The following is a 20,002-nucleotide window of genomic DNA, read 5'->3' as shown; positions in this document are numbered from 1 at the left end:
CGTGGGCAGGGCCAGAAAGATCACTTCTGCTCCTTCGATGCCTTCCGCTAATGAAGTAGTGAATTTGAGGCGACCTTCATTGGTGTTTCGCAGGAAGAGTTCTTCCAGACCTGGTTCGTAAATGGGGATGATGCCACTACGCATCTTTTCAATTTTGCGGGAATCAATGTCTACGCAGGTAACCTGGTTTCCAGTTTCAGCAAAGCACGTGCCTGTAACCAGGCCGACATATCCGGTGCCTACAACGGCTAATTTCATAGTGTGGACAGTTCGTTGAACAGTTTAATGGCTTTTGGCGGCGATTGGATTTTAAAATGCCTGCCACAAAAATATATTTTTTCCGATAAAGCCTGAGTTTCTGTTCACAATTTGAGTTGACGGTTGATTAATTATTCAAAGGATTCAATTTAACATTGAAATTATCAAATTTCAATGAATTTCCTGAGGCTTCTCTTTGATTTTTCTGGGAGTATAACCATTGAAGTAACCATTTGTTTTTTGTAAAATTCTAATATCTACGAAAGATTTTATTTTTCAGATTCTTCAAAATAAACTACTGACTATGAATTCCTAAGTCGTCAGAGCATCTCAGCTATTCCTACTATACCGTTGGTCTTATGACCTTACGTAAAGCGGATCGGCGAAGGGTACAACGGGTCCTTTTGATAAGTTTATGGTCCGTTTAGATGTATCGAAATTCCGGAATCGGTATTTAATCAATCACTACTATACGTCGGTAGGACTGAAATGAGCAGAGGTCTACGCAAAAACTAAAATCTGGCTTTATCTTGCCCACTAAAAACAGAAGCCTTGTGACGAACGAAGCGATTGTCGAACTACTCGAACTGACTACCAAGCTGCTGGAACTTCACGGTGAAAATGAATTCAAAATCCGGAGTTTTCAGAATGCAGCCTTTAACCTGGATAAAACGACGGCCGACCTTACGACGGTACCGTTAGCCGAGCTTTCGCTACTGCCCGGGGTGGGCAAAAGCATGGCCAGCAAAATTGACGAAATTCGACGTACGGGTACGCTAAAAGATCTCAATGACCTCCTGGCCCAAACTCCGGAAGGTATTCTGGACATGTTCCGCATTAAAGGAATTGGTCCCAAAAAAATACGGGTGATCTGGAAAGATCTCGGCATTACAGATACGCAACAACTTCTGCTGGCTTGCGAAAACGGCGAAATTGCGAAGCTTAAGGGCTTTGGCGAAAAGACCCAGGAAACGATTCACACCAATCTGCTCTTTCTGCAATCGAATTCTTCCAAACTTCGCATGGATGTGGCTCAGGTACTGGCTGAAGTACTTTGTGAAGCCTTGGAAAAGCAGTTTCCAACCCAGATTACGGGCGAGGTACGTCAAAAAGCAGAAATCGTAGATTTGATTCAACTGGTTACCGCCGCTGAAAACCCGGCAGAAGTACAGGATTTTCTGAACACGCTGGAGTTTGTACAGCAGGAGGAAAAAGCCTCTACACCTTTCATCTGGCGGGGGAAATTTCTGGATCGAAACATTCCCGTCGAAGTACGCATCAGTCGTCCGCAGGCTTTTATCAATCAGGTGTTTATTCGTTCTTCCAGTCCGGAACACTTGACGCAGCCCGTCGCTCATTCGACGTTGCTGAAAACGGCATTGAAGGAACCCCACGATACGGAGGAAGCCATCTACGCGGAACTGGGACTGCCCTATCTTTCGCCCGAACTACGAAACGGTACCGACGAACTTTCGCCGGAGTCGCTGCAACGCTTACCTGACCTGATTACCTGGGAAGCGTTGAAAGGTACCGTTCACAACCACTCGACCTGGTCCGATGGAAAACATACGCTCGAACAAATGGCCCGGGCGGCGGCGGACCTGGGTTTGCAATACCTCGGCATTGCCGACCACTCCAAATCGGCTACCTACGCCAACGGCCTGAATGAGGAACGGATCTACCAGCAACACCAGGAAATAGATCAGCTCAACGAACGCTTTCGGACGGAAGGTCTGGATTTCCATATCTTTAAAGGAATCGAATCGGATATTCTCGGCGATGGGTCGCTGGACTACGACACCGAAGTTCTGAAATCCTTTGATTTTGTCGTGGCCTCCGTGCATTCAAACCTGAAAATGACCGAGGAGAGAGCGATGCAGCGTCTGATTCGGGCCATCGAAAACCCGTATACGACGATTATCGGTCACCCCACGGGCCGGTTACTCCTCTCCCGCCCCGGCTACCCCGTGGATGAGCAGAAACTCATCGACGCCTGTGCAGCCAATGGCGTGGTACTGGAACTCAATGCCAGCCCCTACCGGCTCGATGCCGACTGGCGGTGGATTCCGTATGCCCTGGAAAAAGGCGTGCGTATTTCCATCAATCCCGACGCTCACCACATCGAGGGGTATCAGGATATGCATTATGGCGTGGCGGTAGCCCGCAAGGGAGGACTCACCCGACCAATGACGTTCAATACAATGACTCAATCCGAAATGCAGGCGTACCTTACCCAGCGGAAAATTGGTTAAAAGCCATCCGGTTTTTCGGAACCAAAACGCTACGCTCACGTTTGTAAAGAAGCGTTTTTCGGGTAATCAACTCAAAGTCGGAATTCTTTTATCAACGAAATGAATAAAAAAGTTAACGTAGGTCTGGTTCAGATGTCCAATGTTGCGGACGTTGAAGCCAATATTCAGAAAGCCGAAGCGGGCATCCGCGAAGCCGCCGCCAAGGGGGCTCAGATTGTCTGTTTGCAGGAATTGTTTACGTCGCTGTACTTCTGCGATGTAGAAGATCACCACAATTTTTCGCTGGCTGAATCTATTCCCGGTCCTACGACCGATCGCATGAGCAAGCTCGCCGCTGAACTGGGCGTCGTCATTGTGGCTTCGCTGTTCGAAAAACGAGCCGCCGGACTGTACCACAATACCACCGCCGTGCTCGATGCCGACGGTACGTATCTGGGCAAATACCGGAAAATGCACATTCCTGATGATCCGGGCTATTACGAGAAATTTTACTTTACGCCCGGCGACCTGGGTTACAAGGTTTTCGATACCAAGTTTGCCAAAATTGGCATCCTGATCTGCTGGGACCAGTGGTATCCCGAAGCTTCCCGGATTACGGCTCTGATGGGTGCCGAAATTCTCTTCTACCCCACGGCCATCGGCTGGGACGTGAACGAAACGGACGCTCAGGTGAATCAGGAGCAGTACGATGCCTGGCAGACCATTCAGCGGAGTCACGCGGTAGCGAACGGCGTCTACGTTGTGTCGGTGAACCGCGTGGGTCGGGAAGCCGATCAGCAATTCTGGGGCGGTAGTTTCATTGCCAAACCCCACGGTGGTTTGCTATATCTGGCTCCGCACGAAGTAGAGACGGTACACGTGCAGGAACTGGACCTAGAAGCAGCCGACCGCATTCGTACGACCTGGCCGTACTTCCGCGACCGCCGGATTGATTCCTACCAGCCCATTACGAAACGATTTATTGACGAATAAGTATTGACGAAGGCGGAATCAAGGTTCCGCCTTTCTTTTTCTTCCTGTGAAAAATTCATTTTGGGGTACGGGCCTGCTGTTCGCCGCCCTGTGGTCTTCGGCATCCGTTGCCGCCAAATTCGGTCTGCAATCGGCAGAACCGATGCTGTTGTTTGACATTCGCTATTTTGGGGCGGGCATCCTTCTCCTGGCCTACGCCCTGGGCATTGAAAAACAACGCCTGCCCCAAGGCAAAGAATGGGTACAGATCGCGACGTTTGGTTTACTGAATACCGTAGTGTATCTCAGTCTGTTTGTGTTTGCCATGAAACAGGTGGCGGCGGGTATCGGCAGTTTAGCCATTGCCTTAAATCCCCTGCTGATCAGTGTTTTATCCGCGTTTTGGACCGGACAAAAAGTAGCTTCCAAACAATGGACGGCCATTGCCCTGGGGATGGCTGGGGTTGCTCTGGCTACGTATCCTTTGCTGCAAAATAGTTTCGCGACCCCGCAGGGACTCCTGCTACTTTTTCTGAGTATGCTTTCCTACTCCGTCGCTACGATCTACTTTTCGGGCATTGACTGGAAACTTTCACGGAGCAGTATCAATGGCTGGCAAACGCTGATGGCGGGTTTGATCTGTCTACCGCTGGTGTTTGTATTCCACGAAAAACCTAATCTTTTCGACACACGTTTCTGGGCTTCGGAAGTCTGGCTCACCATCTTCGTATCTGTACTGGCGGTACAGTTATGGTTGAAACTGCTGCATACCGATGCCGTACGAGCCTCCTTATTTCTTTTCCTCTGCCCCGTATTTGGCTTCGCTTATGCGACCTTTTTACTCGGCGAACCGTTTAGCTGGTACACGGGGCTGGGCACGGTGCTGGTACTGGTTGGCTTGTGGATGGGTCAGAAAAAGTAAGGTGTCATTTTCACGGCCTGCAAAAAACTTTTGCCGATACGCTTGACTTGTAAAACTTTCTTCCGTTTACTTTGCAATACAAAGTACTTCAGCAAATGATTCAAGAAGATCCTCTACGCGACTTGTCTGAGATTCGTCAGATGATGGAACGGTCCTCGCGTTTCCTGTCTTTAAGCGGATTATCCGGCATATTTGCGGGAAGTGTGGCCTTAGTAGGAGCCGGAGCCGCCTGGAAATTTCTGGAAGGTACGCCTTCCCTGGTCACCACGCCGTTCGCCGATCGGCCCTATGGGTTCTATCAGTTTTTCATCGTCAACTTCGGCGGCGTACTGCTGTTATCGCTCATTGGCGGTTTTTATTTTACGAACCGTCGGGCCCGGATTAAAGGCTGGAAACTCTGGGATGCTACGTCGAAACGGCTGTTCGTTAATCTGGCCATTCCTTTAGCTACGGGAGGGATTTTCTGTTATTTTCTTTTGTTCAGAGCCCCTGAACTCATTGCCGCCAGTACACTGATTTTTTACGGCCTTGCTCTGATTAATGCCAGTAAGTATACCCACAGCGATGTACGAAATCTGGGGCTTTGCGAGCTTTTATTGGGTATTATCTGCGGCTGGTTTGCGGCAACGGGCACCAGCCTGTTATTTTGGGCCCTGGGTTTTGGAGTACTCCACATTCTGTACGGCATTATTCTGTACCGGAAATACGGAGCTTAAGCGGACTCAAGCGGGTCTGATTGGTGGTATGAAAAATGTAATTGAGCAGTTAAATAAAGCGTTTGAGAACCGGGTTCGGCTCGGCATCATGTCGGTGCTGATGGTGAACGACTGGGTGGAATTCAACACGCTTAAAGAAACCCTGCAGCAAACCGATGGGAACCTGGCCAGCCACCTGACGGCCCTTGAAAAAGTGCAGTACGTAACCGTACGCAAAGGCTTCATTGGCCGTAAACCCAATACGTCCTTTCAGGCTACCCTCAGCGGTCGTCAAGCCTTTCAGGAACACCTGGACGCTCTGGAAATGCTTTTAAAATCCGTACCGAACAAGTCCTAATTTTTTTTGTACTTCAACTTTGTAATTCAAAGTACTTTTTAAAAATCCACCTTATGTCACGGGCCTTCTATCTGTTAGTCACTGCGGTTCTGTTGAAAAATTATTTGTTTTATGAGCAGGGCTCCGGTCTTAATTATTTTGCGTTTGCTCTTTTTCTTTTAGCTCTTGTGCTCTGGCGAAAGTCTGGTTTGTTTCGCGAACGAAACATGCAGTTAACTACAGCAGGCTTTCTTCTAACCGGATTTACCGCCGTTTATTATGGCCATTCCCACACGCTGATTCTTTACGTTGTATCCGTTTTCTTACTGATAGGCTATAGCTCCGTTACCCAGCTTTCCCCCTATGTGTCAGCCTTTAACGGCATTCTTAGTAGCCTGGGTCTTGCCTCTTTTCAGGCCAGTTCACAGTGGCTGACGTCATCCAGCAATAGGTCTACGCATCGGCAACTGTTTCGACAGTTCCGGATGCTGCTGCTCCCATTCCTTGTCACGCTAGTTTTTTACGGACTCTACTACTGGGCAAACCCTGATTTCAGTCTATTTGATCGTTCGTATGTACTGGACACCGATTATATCTTTTTAACTATGGTGGGATTCATCTGGCTTCCGTCCCTGGTATTCCCATATTCGGCTAAAGTCTTTGCCGAGGCAGATTTGAAGCTTGCCAACACGCTCAGTCGTATCCGGGGTCGTTATAAGGGACAGGTACTGGGTCTGAAATGGGAATATCGGCAAGGCATTGTGATGCTGGGTATGCTGAACCTACTGTTACTCGTTTTTTTGGTTTTCGAAGGTTTAATGTTTAGTAAAGGTCAGCAACAACAAACCGCTTATGATTTTTCCCAATCTGTACATGATAGCGTCAATGTGCTTATTTTCAGTATCCTGTTAGCGATCACGTTAATGCTATTCTACTTCCGCAAGAACCTCAACTTCTTTCCTAAAAATCGAACACTGATTCGATTGGCCTACACCTGGATTTTTCTGAATCTGCTTTTGCTGGGTGTTACGACCTATACCAATATGCTTTACATTGAAAATAATGGACTTACCTTCAAACGCATCGGGGTTTATTTCTGGCTTTTCCAAACGGGGTGTGGTTTATTCACTACGCTCTATAAAATTCACTATAAAAAATCAATCGCTTTCCTTTTTAGAATCAATAGCTGGGTCTGCTATTTCACGCTTATTGTATTCACTGCTGTGCCCTGGACAAGCATCATTACAACCTATAATCTTTCAAGGGCTCAAATCTTAGACCTTGAGTATCTCAAGGAGTTTCTGCCCTATAATCTGCCTCAACTGCAGGAATCTGTTTACGTCTACTCAGAGTCACTAGATCTGAAAGCTGACTTGCTTGAATCGGCTCAAACCTTTCAGAAGCAATACAAGCAAAACCCACACACCTGGCAATCCTGGAATTACGCCGACTGGAAAATTAATCAGTACATCGAAACCCATCCCCTTTCCAAGTAACTCATCCATTCCCACTTCATACCCATGAAATCCCGTACATTTCAACTCGCCAGCCTCACGGCTCTCTCGCTGCTTTCTGCCAGTTTTCTGGTTATTCGTTTCGGGCTGCTGCGGAGCGGCTGGTACGTTATGATCAACTGGAATCTGTTTCTGGCCTGGCTTCCGCTCGTATTTTCGCTCTGGTTCGAAAAACTGACGCATCAACCTTCCCGACTCAAACTCGTAGCCGTCGGGACGCTTTGGCTCCTGTTTTTTCCGAATGCTCCCTACGTGATTACGGATCTGATTCACATTCAGAACACGATGGGCATTCCCGTCTGGCACGATGCGGTGATGATTTTCAGTTATGCCTTTGTGAGTTTGCTCTGCGGATTGCTTTCCTTTCACTGGATGCGAAAAAATCTGCTGCGAATCATACCCCGCTGGGCTGATTATCTGATGTTGGCCACCCTGCCCCTCAGTAGTTTCGGTATTTATCTGGGCCGGGTGAAACGCCTCAACAGCTGGCACCCGTTTACCCATCCGACCTTACTCGTGCGGCAGATTATGGAAAGTCTGGTCAGTAAACAGGCGATGCTGATGACCCTTGAATTTTCGGTACTTCTTGGAATTTCGTACCTGATGCTTTTAAGTTTGATGGAGAATGAGCGATCCTACTAACCGTTGGTCCATTCGCAAACCTGTACAGCCCAGAGCCATGCCCATTGATATTCCCAAGTTTTTCCGAAGTGTCCGGTACGCCAGCAAAGGGCTACGCGTAATGGTCTATTCGGAAAACAACGCCCGTATTCACTTTCTGGCTACAGCAGTCGTCATTTTTCTGGGCTTTTACCTCCACATCACCAAACGCGACTGGGTTAATCTGGTGCTGTGTATCGTGCTGGTCTGGATTACCGAAGCCATTAATACCGCCATCGAGAAGATTGTGGATATGGTGTCGCCTGAGTACCGGAAAATTGCTGGAGAAATTAAGGACCTGGCCGCCGGGGCGGTACTGGTAGCTGCTTTCTTTGCTTTGTTTGTTGGGGTGATGACGTTCAAGGAATATGTTCCCTGGAAGGACTGGATGACTGACCTGGGCATTCCCCTTCCAGCGGAGGAAGAAGAAATCTACTAACTACTGATTTTCAGTCGATCAGCCCACTCGCCGGAGCCAAACCACGGGTGGGCTGATTCTTTTGTTACCTGCTATTGCCAAAGCTGACCATCCTGCTTACATTCGCTTAACCACTTCCAGTACCACGATGCGACAAAGACTATGACTCGTTTTTTACTCTTCTGCTTCTGGCTCCTGGCGGGCACGCTGGAAGCACAAATGATGCCCTCCAGACGGCTGGAAATTATGCGGGATGAAAAAAAATCGGAAGATTTTGAAGTGCTGCCACTCGGCAAACAGGGCGTACTGATCACTAAAACCGTAGACGATCCCTTTCGGGGTATCGCCCATTTATACCATTTCAGTCGGTACGATTCTACGCTGGCACTTCGCTGGGAAGCGGAATTCAAACTCAAGTATCCCTTCGAAGGTTTGCTCTCCTACCACACCAACGAGCAATTGTACTGGCTCTGCGGCGATCCACATTCTGAAAAGATTCAAATCTGGAAAATCAACCTGGAAACGGGTGATACGGAAATGATTGATGGCGAAGTACTGGCCATTGACGAAGTTTCCAAGTTTAAAGTACTGGGAAACAAAGCTTTTCTGGCGGGCACGTACAACGATCGTCCGGTCGTAGTGGCCTTTAGTTTCTTCGACAAAAGTTCAAAGGCTCTGCCCGAACTATACGATTCTCACCTGTCGATCAATGAACTGGATGTAGACGAACGCAGCAACCAAATCCACGTTTTTAGCCGACTAACCCGCAAAGGTAAATGTCAGCTTCAGTTGCAATCGTACGATTACGACGGTCGGCTCCTGCATAAAACCATGCTGAGTGACGAGTCCGGTAAAAGCCTGATTACTGCCAAAATTGTTCGTCTGAAGACCGGAGAATCCCTGCTGGTTGGGAATTATTCGCTGAATTGTTCGGATTATTCGCAGGGCCTGTACCTGACTAAACTCAACGGCTCCGAACCGGATGCGATTCGGTACGTGCCTTTTCATGAACTACAGAATTTCTTCAACTACCTCAAACCCAGTCGGCAGGAACGGCTAAAAAACCGGATTGCCGAACAGCAGAAACGCGGTAAAGACCCCAGGTTTCACTACCTGCTCCAGATTCACGATCCGGTTCCGACTGATCATGGGTATTTGCTGGTGGCCGAAGCCTATTTCCCGCAAGCGAAAACCACCGCTTCCACGACTCCTTTCGTCGTCAGTCGTCCCCGACGCAGTAGCTACGATTCGTACCGATATACCCACGCGTTGGTGTGCGGACTGGATGCCTCGGGTCGCTTCGTCTGGGATAATTCGATGGATTTGAAAGATTTGACGACGGACGTACTCGGACCACAGGTACAACTCAGCTCGGAAGGCGATACCCTGCGGCTCACGTATTCGCACGAAAACAAAGTACGGGCCGTGCAGATTCAAGGCAGCAAGACACTGGGTAAACCGCAGGAGTACGAGTTATTTTCCGAAGAACTCAAGAAGAACATGGATCGTGATACGTATCCTTCACTGGCTTCGTGGTACGGCCCGTATTTTCTGAGCTGGGGCTACCGGAAACTTTCGGCTACGGGTCAGCAACCCACCCGTGAGGCTTTTTTCGTGTACAGACTCGAACATCCGCGAATAGTCGAAGAATAGCTTTTTCTGTACCAGAGCCTTTCTGGATGACTTTGCCGGGAAAGACTCCCGCCAGTATAACCGAAAACGGTAAACGGGCTGTATTTTTGTCGGATGAATCTTAAAACATCACTGCAGGTAGTACGCAACGGGGGTTTATTGCTGCAACCCACCGACACCGTTTGGGGGCTAAGTGGCGACGCCACCCGTGCGGAAACGGTAGCCTTGCTCCGGGATACCTGTCAGATTCCCACCACCCAGGGATTAATTGTACTTTTATGGGACACCTCCGTACTGGATCGCTACGTAGTACGCGTACCCGAACTGGCGTATGACCTCATCGAATACGCCGAAGATCCGCTTACGGTTATCTTTCCCAAGGGAAAAAACGTAGCCGAAAATGTACTGGGTCCCGACGGCAGTCTGGCCATTCGAGTATTAAAGAAATCCCCGATTCTGGATCTGGTACAGGCTTTTGGCCGTCCGCTAGTGTCCACGATGGCTACGATTGCAGGACAGCCCTCACCCCGTACATTGGCGGACATTCCCGAAAACATCCGTCAGGCTGTACAGGAAACGATACCCGCCCCGGCAGGCTGGCAACCGTCCAAACCTTCCCGCATCGTACGTCTGGGCGTAGGCGGTGAATTTGAATTTATCCGTAAATAGTTTGATTGAATACTGGAATTCCGGAGGATGCCAACGCCCTTCCGGATTCTCAATTACCCGGTTCACATGACTGAACACCTTAAAAATCATCCCGTATTTCCGATTATTGCCCGTTCGGCGGCGGAACTCAACGTTCCTGCCTACGTCATTGGAGGCTACGTACGGGATTTATTACTGAACCGTCCTTCGAAAGATATTGACATTGTTTGCGTAGGTAGCGGTATTGCTCTCGCTGAACAGGTCGCGAAAAACGCTGGTCGCGAACACGTCTCGCTGGCCGTCTATAAAAATTTTGGTACTGCCCAGGTCAAGTTCGACGGCTGGGAAGTCGAATTTGTCGGAGCCCGGAAAGAGTCGTATCGTTCCGATTCCCGCAAGCCCGTTGTGGAAGATGGCACGCTGGAAGACGACCAGAATCGGCGGGATTTTACCATCAATGCCCTGGCTCTTTCGCTGAATCCGAACGATTTTGGTACGTTAATTGATCCTTTTGACGGACAGACGGATTTACGCCGGAAAATCATCCGTACACCTTTGGATCCAGCGATTACCTTTTCGGATGATCCTCTGCGAATGCTGCGTGCCATTCGATTCGCTACGCAGCTGAACTTCGATATTGACCCGGATACCTTTACGGGCCTGGAGCAGACCGCCCCCCGCATCGAAATCATTTCGCAGGAACGGATTACCGATGAGCTGAATAAGATTTTACGTACCCCCACGCCTTCCTACGGCTTTAAACTGCTGGAAATTGCTGGACTACTGAATCTGATTTTCCCCGACTTTGTGGCCTTGAAAGGAGCTGAGCAAATTGACGGCAAAGGGCATAAGGACAATTTTTATCATACGTTACAGGTACTCGACAACGTGTGCCGAACCAGCGATGATCTGTGGGTTCGCTGGGCGGCGGTTCTGCACGACATTGCAAAACCGGCAACGAAACGTTTTCACCCCAAAATCGGCTGGACTTTCCACGGACACGAAGAGATGGGAGCCCGCATGGTACCTACTATTTTCCGGAAATTCCGTTTGCCATTGGGCGAAGAAATGCGGAAGGTACAGAAGCTCGTTCGTTTGCACCTGCGGCCCATTGCCCTGGCTAAAGACGGAATTACCGATTCGGCCCTTCGCCGGGTGATGGTGGAAGCCGGGGACGATCTCGACGATCTGATGCGGTTATGCCGGGCGGACATTACGTCCAAAGACGGCAACCGGGTGAAACGGTACCTTGCTAATTTTGATAAAGTGGAAGCCCTGATGAAGGAAGTGGAAGAGCGGGACCAGCTTCGCCAATTCCAACCCATCATCACCGGCGAAATGATCATGGACGTCTTTGGGCTGGGGCCGTCTAAAGAAGTCGGTCAATTAAAAAATACCATTCGGGAGGCTATCCTGGAGGGTACATTACCCAACGACTGGGCTCATGCGTATCCGTTTATGCTCGAAGCCGGAGCTGCTCTGGGCTTTCAACCCGTAAAAGAATTGACGCCGCCAGCTCCTCGGAAAGACCAAGAATCGTAAAATATCGTTAATTTATAAATTCCTTTTTTCTCATTCCTGCGGATTTCACGCCTGATTCCGATCCCGAAATTTGTTAGTACGAATGCTTCGCTGGCTAGTCCTTGGTTTACTTTTTGTGGTGCATGTCGGTACGGCCCAAACCCGTACGGATTCACTACGTAAACTAAATAATCTAGCCGCCGAACTCGCCAAACGCGGTCGCTACGACCGGGCCGCTCCCCTGCTTAAAGGAGCGTTGCAGGTCGAAGCAAGGGATACACTTCGCTACAACATGGCTTTGGTCGAACTAGCTCAGGGCCACCCCGACCAGGCGAAACAGTGGCTGACTACATCCCTGCCCTTTGCCAATGTAGGCTTACAGAAAGGACTCATTGCTGGTCAGCAGGGCCGTTTTTCGGAAGCCCTGACTTATTTCCGAACCACGCCGGCTACGCCCGAAAATTCGGATGCTCTGTTCTACAATCAGGCCGTTGCCCTATGGCGATCTGCTCCGGAAAAAGCGGATGTGTACCCGCACATTGAACGCTACTTGCAACAATCGGTGAGTACCGATCCTAAATCCCGGCTTGCATTAGGCCAGTTGATGGCGGCTCAAAACCGCTGGGATGAAGCTGTACGAAACTTTCAGCAGGCTCGTCAGGATGGAGCCGACACGCAGGTACTCTTACGCCTCGGCCACGCCCATCTGGCCCTAAATCAGCCCGAAGAAGCTCTACAGGTTTTTCAGGAATACCTGGATGCGGGTGGCCGGGAAGGATATCTGGCTCACCTGGGCATGGCCTATACGCACTACCGGAAGGGTGATTACGCTGCCGCGGGGGCTGCTTTTCAACGGGTATTACGCATCCGTCCCAACTCCGCCGAAGCGGCTACGGGCATGGGCCATATCCTGATTGGCCAGCACCAGGACGGCAAGGCTCTGGCTCAGTATCAGCGGGCTATTAGCTATGATTCAACCTATGCTCCGGGTCGATTAGGACGGGCGATGGCCTATTACCGACTGGGACGCTACGCTGAAGCCTGGAAAGATTTCGCGGCGAGTGCCCACATCATCAATCCGGATAATCCGGACTACGCGGATTTTTACCTTTGCCGGGGCTTTACGCTGATTCGCCTGAAAAAGTACCGTAATGCCCTGGCGGAATTTGAAAATGCTCAAAAGTCGAAACCTAACGAAACGGCCGTATACGCCGGATTGAGCGAAGCCTACCGGGGACTGGGCGATTTTCAACTGGCCCATCGAAACGTGAACGAGGCTTTGAAACGCGAGCCCAATCACGCCGGACTGCTAACCAACCGGGGAAATTTTCAGTTGAACATTGAGCAATTTAATGACGCTTCTGACGATTATAAACGGGCCATTCAGCTCGATCCCGGCAATATCAATGCTCATAACGGCGTAGCCATCACTGACTTGCAACGCGACCGTATTCCCGAAGCGTTGGTACGTTACGATAGTTTACTACTGAAAAATCCCCGACAGCCGATGCTGTATAACAACCGGGGGATTACGCAATCGTACCGGGGCCTGCAACTGGAATTTGAAAAGAAAGAAACGGAAGCTCAGGGTTCTTACAAAAAATCGCTGGCTGACTTTCAACGGGCGATGTCCATCGATACGGCGGGGGGCTATTACCGGAATAATATCGGTAACGTGTACCGCATTCTTAACCAGAACGATAAGGCTGTAGCCAATTACAATGGCTATCTGAGCAAAACGGCCATCAATAATCTCGGCGTTTTGTACGCGGGAACCAAGCAGAAACGCTACTCGTATTACTACATCACCACAGCCCTGCAACTCGATTCCACCAATTTTTCTTTCCTTTACAATCGGGCTAAACTCTACCGAAGCGATTATCCGGATTCACTGACTACGCGGGGTAAGTACCTGCGAGCGGAATCGTTTATTTCACCGAACGCCATTGCCCGCAAGTACAGCAAAGACGGCTACATTACCGTTTATCTGTTTGATTATCAATACAACACCTACGAGTTTGAAGGGCAACCCCGCTTTCCCATCAAGGCCGACGCGGGTAAACCCCTGGAGTTTCAGACTTTCTTCGATTTTCAGTCCATACCCGAACCGCCGAAACCCGAACCCGTCCCACGACAGCCGCGTGAATACACGTATCCGAAAGGGAAATCGTTGAAGTCGCCGCGAAAGTCGAAGAATCGGGGGAGTACGGAGTGTCCAGTGTGAGGAGGCGTATTGTTTTGAGTGTAGAGTTGAACTGTTGTGCGTGAAGTCGGTTAGCTGTAGTATTTGCATTCATTTGCTACGGACGTGAACGTTAGCTACTCGTACCCCGCATTGCATACGGGGCTATTGAGATTTAACCCCTACGGGGTTAGTACACGCTTGAAGTAGGGACGACAGGTGCAAGTTTCCAAACTTGTACCCACCATCTGGCAGTTTTCAACTGCCGGATTATCACCTAGTTCATTTAGACGGAGAAGGCAGGTAAGAACCTGCCGAGTTATAGGTACAGGTTTGGAAACCTGCACCAGTAGAGCAGCGTTTCATTAAACGATGAACCTTCCCATACCAATTAACAGGACAAGCAAACTACTTTTGCAGGAACGTTGTTAATCCAGTGTTGAAACAGGTAGACCTAAAACGGTAAAATCCCTCCTATCATGCAAGTTGAATTAGTTCGCGTTGATGACGCCTTTCATTTTCAGGCTTCCGGCTCTTCGGAGGCCAAAGTTTCCATAGATGCTTCAGAAGCCGTGGGCGGTCATAATGCCGGTGTTCGACCCATGGAACTTCTGCTGATGGGGCTGGGCGGTTGCTCGGCTATTGATGTCATTCTGATTCTGAAAAAACAGCGTCTGCAAATTGACGATGTGAAGGTGAGTGTTTCGGGAGAACGGGAAAAAATTGAAGGCACGGAGATGAGTCCCTTCCGGAAGATTAATGTGCATTTTTCCATTAAAGGCAACGTTAGTGAGGAAAAAGCCGAACGGGCCATCAAACTTTCCATGGAAAAATACTGCTCGGCTACGGCTCAGTTTGCTCAGTCTGCGGAAATCACTCATTCGGTGAGTATCGAAGGGCTGAGTCCTCAGGAAATTCAGGCGGATAGTCTGGCTGAGTAAAGTTTAAGAAGTGTTACCTTTGCCGCCTGAACCCAGACTTCCAGAAGGAGTCAACCGACGTTCAGCACCAGTATCAATGAAACAATACCAGGATCTACTTCAGCATATTCTTGACCACGGTACCCGAAAAACGGATCGTACCGGCACGGGCACCATTTCCGTATTTGGCTACCAGATGCGATTCAATCTGGCCGAGGGATTTCCCCTGGTTACGACGAAGAAGGTCCATACCAAATCGATCATTCATGAACTTTTGTGGTTCCTGAAAGGCGAAACCAATATTCAATACCTGAAAGAAAACGGCGTAAGCATCTGGGATGAATGGGCCGACGCCGAAGGAAACCTCGGTCCCGTATACGGCAAACAGTGGCGGAGCTGGGAAGGGCCCGACGGTCAGATTATTGACCAGATTACCCAGGCCGTGGATCTGCTCCGCAAATCACCCGATTCCCGTCGTATCCTGGTTTCAGCCTGGAACCCTGCGGACCTTGGACAGATGGCCTTGCAACCCTGCCATGCCCTGTTTCAGTTTTACGTAGCTGATAACAAACTTTCCTGCCAGTTGTACCAACGCAGTGCGGATGTGTTCCTGGGCGTACCATTCAACATTGCCAGCTACGCGTTGCTGACAATGATGATTGCTCAGGTCACGAACCTCGAACTCGGCGATTTCATCTGGACGGGTGGCGATACGCACCTGTACCTCAATCACCTCGAACAGGTAGAGCTACAATTGAGTCGCGAACCACGACCCCTGCCTACCATGCGACTAAATCCGGACGTGACCGACTTATTTGAATTTAAATACGAAGATTTCAAGCTGGAAAACTACGATCCCTGGCCAGCCATCAAGGCTCCGGTTGCGGTATAAGTCAGGACTACAGCGTTGTGATAAAGCCACGGGATACGACGTTGTCTCGTGGCTTTTTGTTGGTATGCTTGGGGCTTTTCTTGGTATAAGATCTAGAACTTGCACCTGTTTTTAGCAAAACCAGGAGTAGTGTGGTTAACCAACGTAAAAAGATGAACGTATCAGGTTGCCCATTACCGTGACAGGACCAGGGGTTGTACCCCTGGCTAATTCGATTGAACCCCTTCGGGGTTTGAGGGTTTTAATACGTTAAACTTTTGAAACCCATCCAACTAACTCAAACTCGATCAAACGCCTTTCTTACCTGCCATGACCACCCTTCTCCTTAAACTGATTCTCATGCCCTCGCTGATTGGTGGCGTTACGCTGGCCGCCCGTCGCTGGGGAAATGTGGTGGGCGGATGGCTGGGTGGTTTTCCCTGGATTGCGGGTCCTATTTCAATTTTTCTGGCTCTGGAACAGAGTAAGGGTTTTGCGGCTCAGTCGGCGGCGGGTTCTCTTCTCGGCTGCTTTTCCACCTATGCTTTTGCCTGGCTCTACGCGAAAGGAGCCGCACGCCTGCACTGGTTTCCCCTGTTGATGGGATGCTACGCGATGATTTTTGTTTCGTTGTATCTGGGCCAGTTTTACTCGGGCAGTATACACGTTTTATTCGTGGCTTTGTTAGTGTTCATTGCACTGATTTACTGGAAGTTTCCACGGCCTGCTGTTCCAACGCATATTTCGCCTCCACCACGTTTTGATTTGCCTTTGCGGATGCTGGTTGCCACGGTTTTTGTCGCGGGAATTACGCAACTGGCGGCCTGGACGGGCCCGGTCTGGAGTGGGCTGCTTACTCCTTTTCCGATCATGACGACCTGTCTGGCCGTATTTACGCACATCCAGCAGGGGCCTGCCCAGTGTGCCCGTATTCTGCGGGGAATGGTTAGCTCCGGCTTTGGTTTTGCGGCTTTTCTGTACGGCGTGGGCTTGTTACTACCGCATTCGTCTCTATGGGTGGCGTATAGTGTAGCCCTACTCTTTTCTTCACTGACCAACCTGTTGACGTTAAAGTTTTTAAAGTAGTCCCCTGGCTCTGACCGCTGCTGCTGCGGAAATTGATACGTCTTTGGGAGACCGATTGTTTTAGACTCATTGCTGGTACAGGATTTTCGCCAAAGGTGTTGAGGGTTCAATAAGAAAAACTCATTTTTGAGTGCGTATCCGTCGGTCCGCCGACTCGCCTGTTTAACCTCAAGCTAAAACATTTCTCTATGCATTCACGTCGCGACTTTCTACAAAAGCTGACGGCTTCGGCCATTACCTTACCTTTTTTGCCCACGGCTACTTCGCTGGACGAATTTTACAGCAAGCCCTACGATGGCCCCGTCTTACGCGTGGCCATTATGGGTCTGGGTGGTTACGGTAGCCGCGTGGCAGAGGCCATGCAATCCAGTAAAATGGCGAAACTGGTAGGCGTTATCAGCGGTACGCCGTCGAAGATTAAAGACTGGCAGTCGAAATACAAGATTCCCGAAAAGAACTGTTATAACTACGAGAACTTCGACCAGATCAAGAATAATGCAGACATCGATGCCGTTTACGTCATTACGCCCAACGCCTTGCACCACGATCAGGTCATTCGTGTAGCCAAGGCCGGTAAGCACGTGATCTGTGAAAAACCGATGGCCATCAATGCCAAGGAAGGCCAGGAAATGGTAGAAGCCTGTAAGAAAGCCAACGTCAAGCTACTGGTAGGTTATCGGATGCACTTCGAGCCACATACGCTGGAAATCGTGCGGATGCGAAAAGCGGGTGAACTCGGAAAAATTACCTTCTTCCAGGGACTTTCTGGCTTTAAAATCGGCGACCCCAGTCAGTGGCGAATGAACAAGCAACTCGCGGGCGGTGGTGCCATGATGGACATTGGGATTTACGCCATCAACGGTTCGCGGTATATGGTGGGCGAAGAACCCATCTGGGTGACGGCTCAGGAGACAAAAACCGATCCGCAGAAATTCAAGGAAGGCGTCGATGAAACGATCACGTTCCAGCTGGGCTTTCCCGGCGGAGCCGTAGCGTCCTGTCTGTCGAGTTACAACATCAACAACCTGGATCGTTTCTTCCTGACGGGTGATAATGGTTTCGCAGAATTGTTTCCCGCGACAGGATACGGTCCCATCAAAGGCCGGACCCACAAAGGGGAACTGAATCAGCCCATCGTGACGCACCAGACCGTACAGATGGACGAAATGGCGGCGATTATTCTTCAGGGTAAACAACCCATGGTACCTGTCGATGGTGAAGAAGGCGTAAAAGATTTGAAGATTATCGACGCGATCTATGCAGCGGTGAAATCGGGGAAAAAGGAGAATCTTAAACTTTGATCCGTTTTCAGTTTACGGTTTTCTGTTTTCAGTATAGATCAGTGTTAGAAAGGATGCTTTGCCACGAAGGCACCAAGACACAATGTTTCACAAAGAAAGGCCTGTCTTTGAGGAGTATACTCAAAGACAGGCCTTTTCATTAACTGAAAACAGAAAACCGTAAATTGAAAACTACTTAATTTGCCCCACCATGTCCAGTACCGGTTTGCCTACGCAGCCACTGGGTTCGAGGATGTCGAGTAGATAGGATACGGTGGCGGCAATGTCGGCTACGTACGTGGAAGCTCCCGTACGACCGTGCGGAATTTTCCAGCCGTAGAACAGGCAGGGTACGTGTGAATCGTAGTTGTAGAGCGTTCCGTGGCCCGTACCTGCTTTGGTATAGCCATCCTGCCAGCCGGGTTCGGAGACGAGCATAAAGTCACCACCCCGACGCGGGTGATAGCCATTCTTCACGAAGTACGCCTGATTATCGTTCATGGAAACGGCTTCCAGCGAATGCAGATTGATGAAGTTAGCGACCCCTTTCATTTGCACGATGGAATCACGCAGCATGGGATAAACATCCGAATACGTCAGTTTTTTCGCTTTTAGTACGGCTGGGTTCAGGTATAACTGGTAGTTGCCGTAGTACTGAATCCAGTCGGCTTCACCGTAGGCTTTGTTCAGTACGTTCCGGGCCTTTACCGTTACTTTATCCAGCGAACCGGCAGCAATGTGGTGTTCGTTCGAGAAGCCCACTACGTCCGCTACGCCGTGATCCGCCGAAAGGAAAACGAGTACGTTATCTTTACCCACCCAGCTATCGAGGAAGGTTAGTAATTCTTCAATATCCTTATCTAGCCGCAGGTAGGTATCTTCCGTTTCAATCGAGTTAGGACCGAAACTGTGACCTACGTAATCCGTCGAGGAGAAACTGACGGCCAGAAAATCCGTTACGCTGCCTTTACCCAGCTTCTCGTTTTTGAGGGCCTCCAGAGCAAAGTCTTTCGTAATACTGTTACCAAAAGGCGTTTTCCGGAAATTCTCGTAGAAGCCCTGGAACGTACCGCCTACTTCGTGCGGGAATACGGGTTTCTTTTCGCCCGGAATCGGCTGTTCGTACGGCATATCATCGGCCGTACTTTCAGTATACTGCTCGATGGGTAACAGCGTCGTCCAGGGTTTTTCCAGGTATTTATTCGCCAGTTTTTTCGCATTAAAGTTTTTTACCCACTGCGGAACGTCTTTCATGTAAAACGTACTGGTGATAAAACTTCCGTCGCGGGAATCGAACCAGTAGGCTCCATCAGCCGTATGTCCCGCCGGAATGATGGCTCCCCGATCTTTCTGTGAAACGCCAATGACTTTTGATTTAAAGTTGGTCGCGATTTTCAGCTGATCGGTAATCGTACTGGCGAGTACATTGCGGGGTGACATCCGACCGGCTGGTGAAGGGTTCCCTCCCGCCGTAACGACCGACGTATCTTCCGTACAGTATACTTCCCGACCTAAACTACGGTCGAACCAATCATTTCCTGCAATCCCGTGAATAGCCGGAACGGAGCCCGTATAAATGGAAGTATGTCCGGGTGCCGTGATCGTCGGCATGTAGTTGTAATGCGTGTACGCACAGTTGAAGCCTTCGCCTAAGAGCCGCTTGAAACCGCCTTTCCCGTATTTCTCTGAATACCGGAACAGAAAGTCATATCGCATCTGATCGACCACAATCCCTACCACCAGTTTGGGACGGTCAGGCATGGTTCGCTGAACGCTTTTCTTGGTTTGTGCCACTAACAACAGCGGACTTAGCAGCAATAGAAAACTAAGTTTGAAAGAATGCATGTGGAAATCG

Annotated in this window: 18 protein-coding genes; 16 read left to right on the top strand and 2 right to left on the bottom strand. The window is 49.7% G+C overall.

Going from position 1 to position 20,002, the window contains the following annotated elements:
* The coding region (locus tag BWI97_RS15575) for a 3-hydroxyacyl-CoA dehydrogenase NAD-binding domain-containing protein (protein ID WP_146010953.1) at positions 1-258 on the bottom strand (258 nt) is incomplete at its 3' end.
* A gap of 554 nt (positions 259-812) precedes the next feature.
* On the opposite strand from BWI97_RS15575, the gene polX reads away from it, so the two are divergent.
* The 16 genes from polX (at position 813) to BWI97_RS15495 (ending at position 18,168) form a co-directional block, all read left to right on the top strand.
* Positions 813-2,510: a DNA polymerase/3'-5' exonuclease PolX gene (gene polX, locus BWI97_RS15570; protein ID WP_102201644.1), complete on the top strand. Its 1,698-nt coding sequence runs from the start codon at positions 813-815 to the stop codon at positions 2,508-2,510.
* Between the two features lie 99 nt (positions 2,511-2,609).
* Positions 2,610-3,482 (top strand): carbon-nitrogen hydrolase, encoded by an 873-nt coding sequence (locus BWI97_RS15565; protein WP_102201643.1) that lies wholly within the window; start codon positions 2,610-2,612, stop codon positions 3,480-3,482.
* A 46-nt stretch (positions 3,483-3,528) separates the two neighbouring features.
* The gene (locus BWI97_RS15560; protein WP_094809210.1) at positions 3,529-4,383 is read left to right on the top strand and encodes a DMT family transporter; all 855 of its coding nucleotides are present in this window, start codon (positions 3,529-3,531) and stop codon (positions 4,381-4,383) included.
* 95 nt (positions 4,384-4,478) lie between these two features.
* Positions 4,479-5,099 carry a hypothetical protein gene (locus tag BWI97_RS15555; protein WP_094809256.1) on the top strand — a complete coding sequence of 207 codons (621 nt, stop codon included), beginning with the start codon at positions 4,479-4,481 and terminating at the stop codon, positions 5,097-5,099.
* Between the two features lie 28 nt (positions 5,100-5,127).
* On the top strand, positions 5,128-5,436 hold the full coding sequence (locus tag BWI97_RS15550) for a transcriptional regulator (RefSeq protein ID WP_102201642.1): 309 nt from the start codon (positions 5,128-5,130) through the stop codon (positions 5,434-5,436).
* 53 nt (positions 5,437-5,489) lie between these two features.
* Positions 5,490-6,911 carry a DUF4173 domain-containing protein gene (locus BWI97_RS15545; RefSeq protein WP_102201641.1) on the top strand — a complete coding sequence of 474 codons (1,422 nt, stop codon included), beginning with the start codon at positions 5,490-5,492 and terminating at the stop codon, positions 6,909-6,911.
* 24 nt (positions 6,912-6,935) lie between these two features.
* Positions 6,936-7,571 carry a DUF1361 domain-containing protein gene (locus BWI97_RS15540; RefSeq protein ID WP_102201640.1) on the top strand — a complete coding sequence of 212 codons (636 nt, stop codon included), beginning with the start codon at positions 6,936-6,938 and terminating at the stop codon, positions 7,569-7,571.
* Complete coding sequence (locus BWI97_RS15535; protein ID WP_199182018.1) at positions 7,555-8,028, top strand: diacylglycerol kinase family protein; 474 nt, start codon at positions 7,555-7,557, stop codon at positions 8,026-8,028. The genes BWI97_RS15540 and BWI97_RS15535 overlap by 17 nt, the downstream gene beginning before the upstream one ends.
* Before the next feature lie 141 nt (positions 8,029-8,169).
* Entirely contained in the window at positions 8,170-9,660 is a 1,491-nt protein-coding gene (locus tag BWI97_RS15530; RefSeq protein WP_102201638.1) for a hypothetical protein, read from the top strand.
* Between the two features lie 93 nt (positions 9,661-9,753).
* Positions 9,754-10,308, top strand: coding sequence for an L-threonylcarbamoyladenylate synthase (locus BWI97_RS15525; RefSeq protein WP_102201637.1), 555 nt, complete (start codon positions 9,754-9,756; stop codon positions 10,306-10,308).
* A 66-nt stretch (positions 10,309-10,374) separates the two neighbouring features.
* Positions 10,375-11,829, top strand: coding sequence for a CCA tRNA nucleotidyltransferase (locus BWI97_RS15520; RefSeq protein ID WP_233207867.1), 1,455 nt, complete (start codon positions 10,375-10,377; stop codon positions 11,827-11,829).
* 82 nt (positions 11,830-11,911) lie between these two features.
* A complete protein-coding gene (locus tag BWI97_RS15515) occupies positions 11,912-14,032 on the top strand; it encodes a tetratricopeptide repeat protein (protein ID WP_102201635.1) in 2,121 nt (706 codons plus the stop codon).
* A gap of 437 nt (positions 14,033-14,469) precedes the next feature.
* Positions 14,470-14,931, top strand: a complete 462-nt coding sequence (locus BWI97_RS15510) for an OsmC family protein (protein WP_094809220.1) — start codon at positions 14,470-14,472, stop codon at positions 14,929-14,931.
* A 76-nt stretch (positions 14,932-15,007) separates the two neighbouring features.
* Positions 15,008-15,802, top strand: a complete 795-nt coding sequence (locus BWI97_RS15505) for a thymidylate synthase (RefSeq protein WP_094809221.1) — start codon at positions 15,008-15,010, stop codon at positions 15,800-15,802.
* Positions 15,803-16,111: 309 nt separating this feature from the next.
* A complete protein-coding gene (locus BWI97_RS15500; RefSeq protein WP_102201634.1) occupies positions 16,112-16,867 on the top strand; it encodes a hypothetical protein in 756 nt (251 codons plus the stop codon).
* Positions 16,868-17,055: 188 nt separating this feature from the next.
* Positions 17,056-18,168 (top strand): Gfo/Idh/MocA family protein, encoded by a 1,113-nt coding sequence (locus tag BWI97_RS15495; RefSeq protein ID WP_102201633.1) that lies wholly within the window; start codon positions 17,056-17,058, stop codon positions 18,166-18,168.
* Positions 18,169-18,339: 171 nt separating this feature from the next.
* On the opposite strand, the gene pafA is transcribed toward BWI97_RS15495, so the two are convergent.
* A complete protein-coding gene (pafA, locus tag BWI97_RS15490) occupies positions 18,340-19,992 on the bottom strand; it encodes an alkaline phosphatase PafA (RefSeq protein ID WP_102201632.1) in 1,653 nt (550 codons plus the stop codon).
* Between the last annotated feature and the right edge of the window lie 10 nt (positions 19,993-20,002).

It is taken from the genome of Siphonobacter sp. BAB-5405 (assembly GCF_002872335.1).
In the GTDB taxonomy this organism is placed as follows: domain Bacteria; phylum Bacteroidota; class Bacteroidia; order Cytophagales; family Spirosomataceae; genus Siphonobacter.
This window is presented reverse-complemented; position numbering and strand designations above follow the sequence as displayed.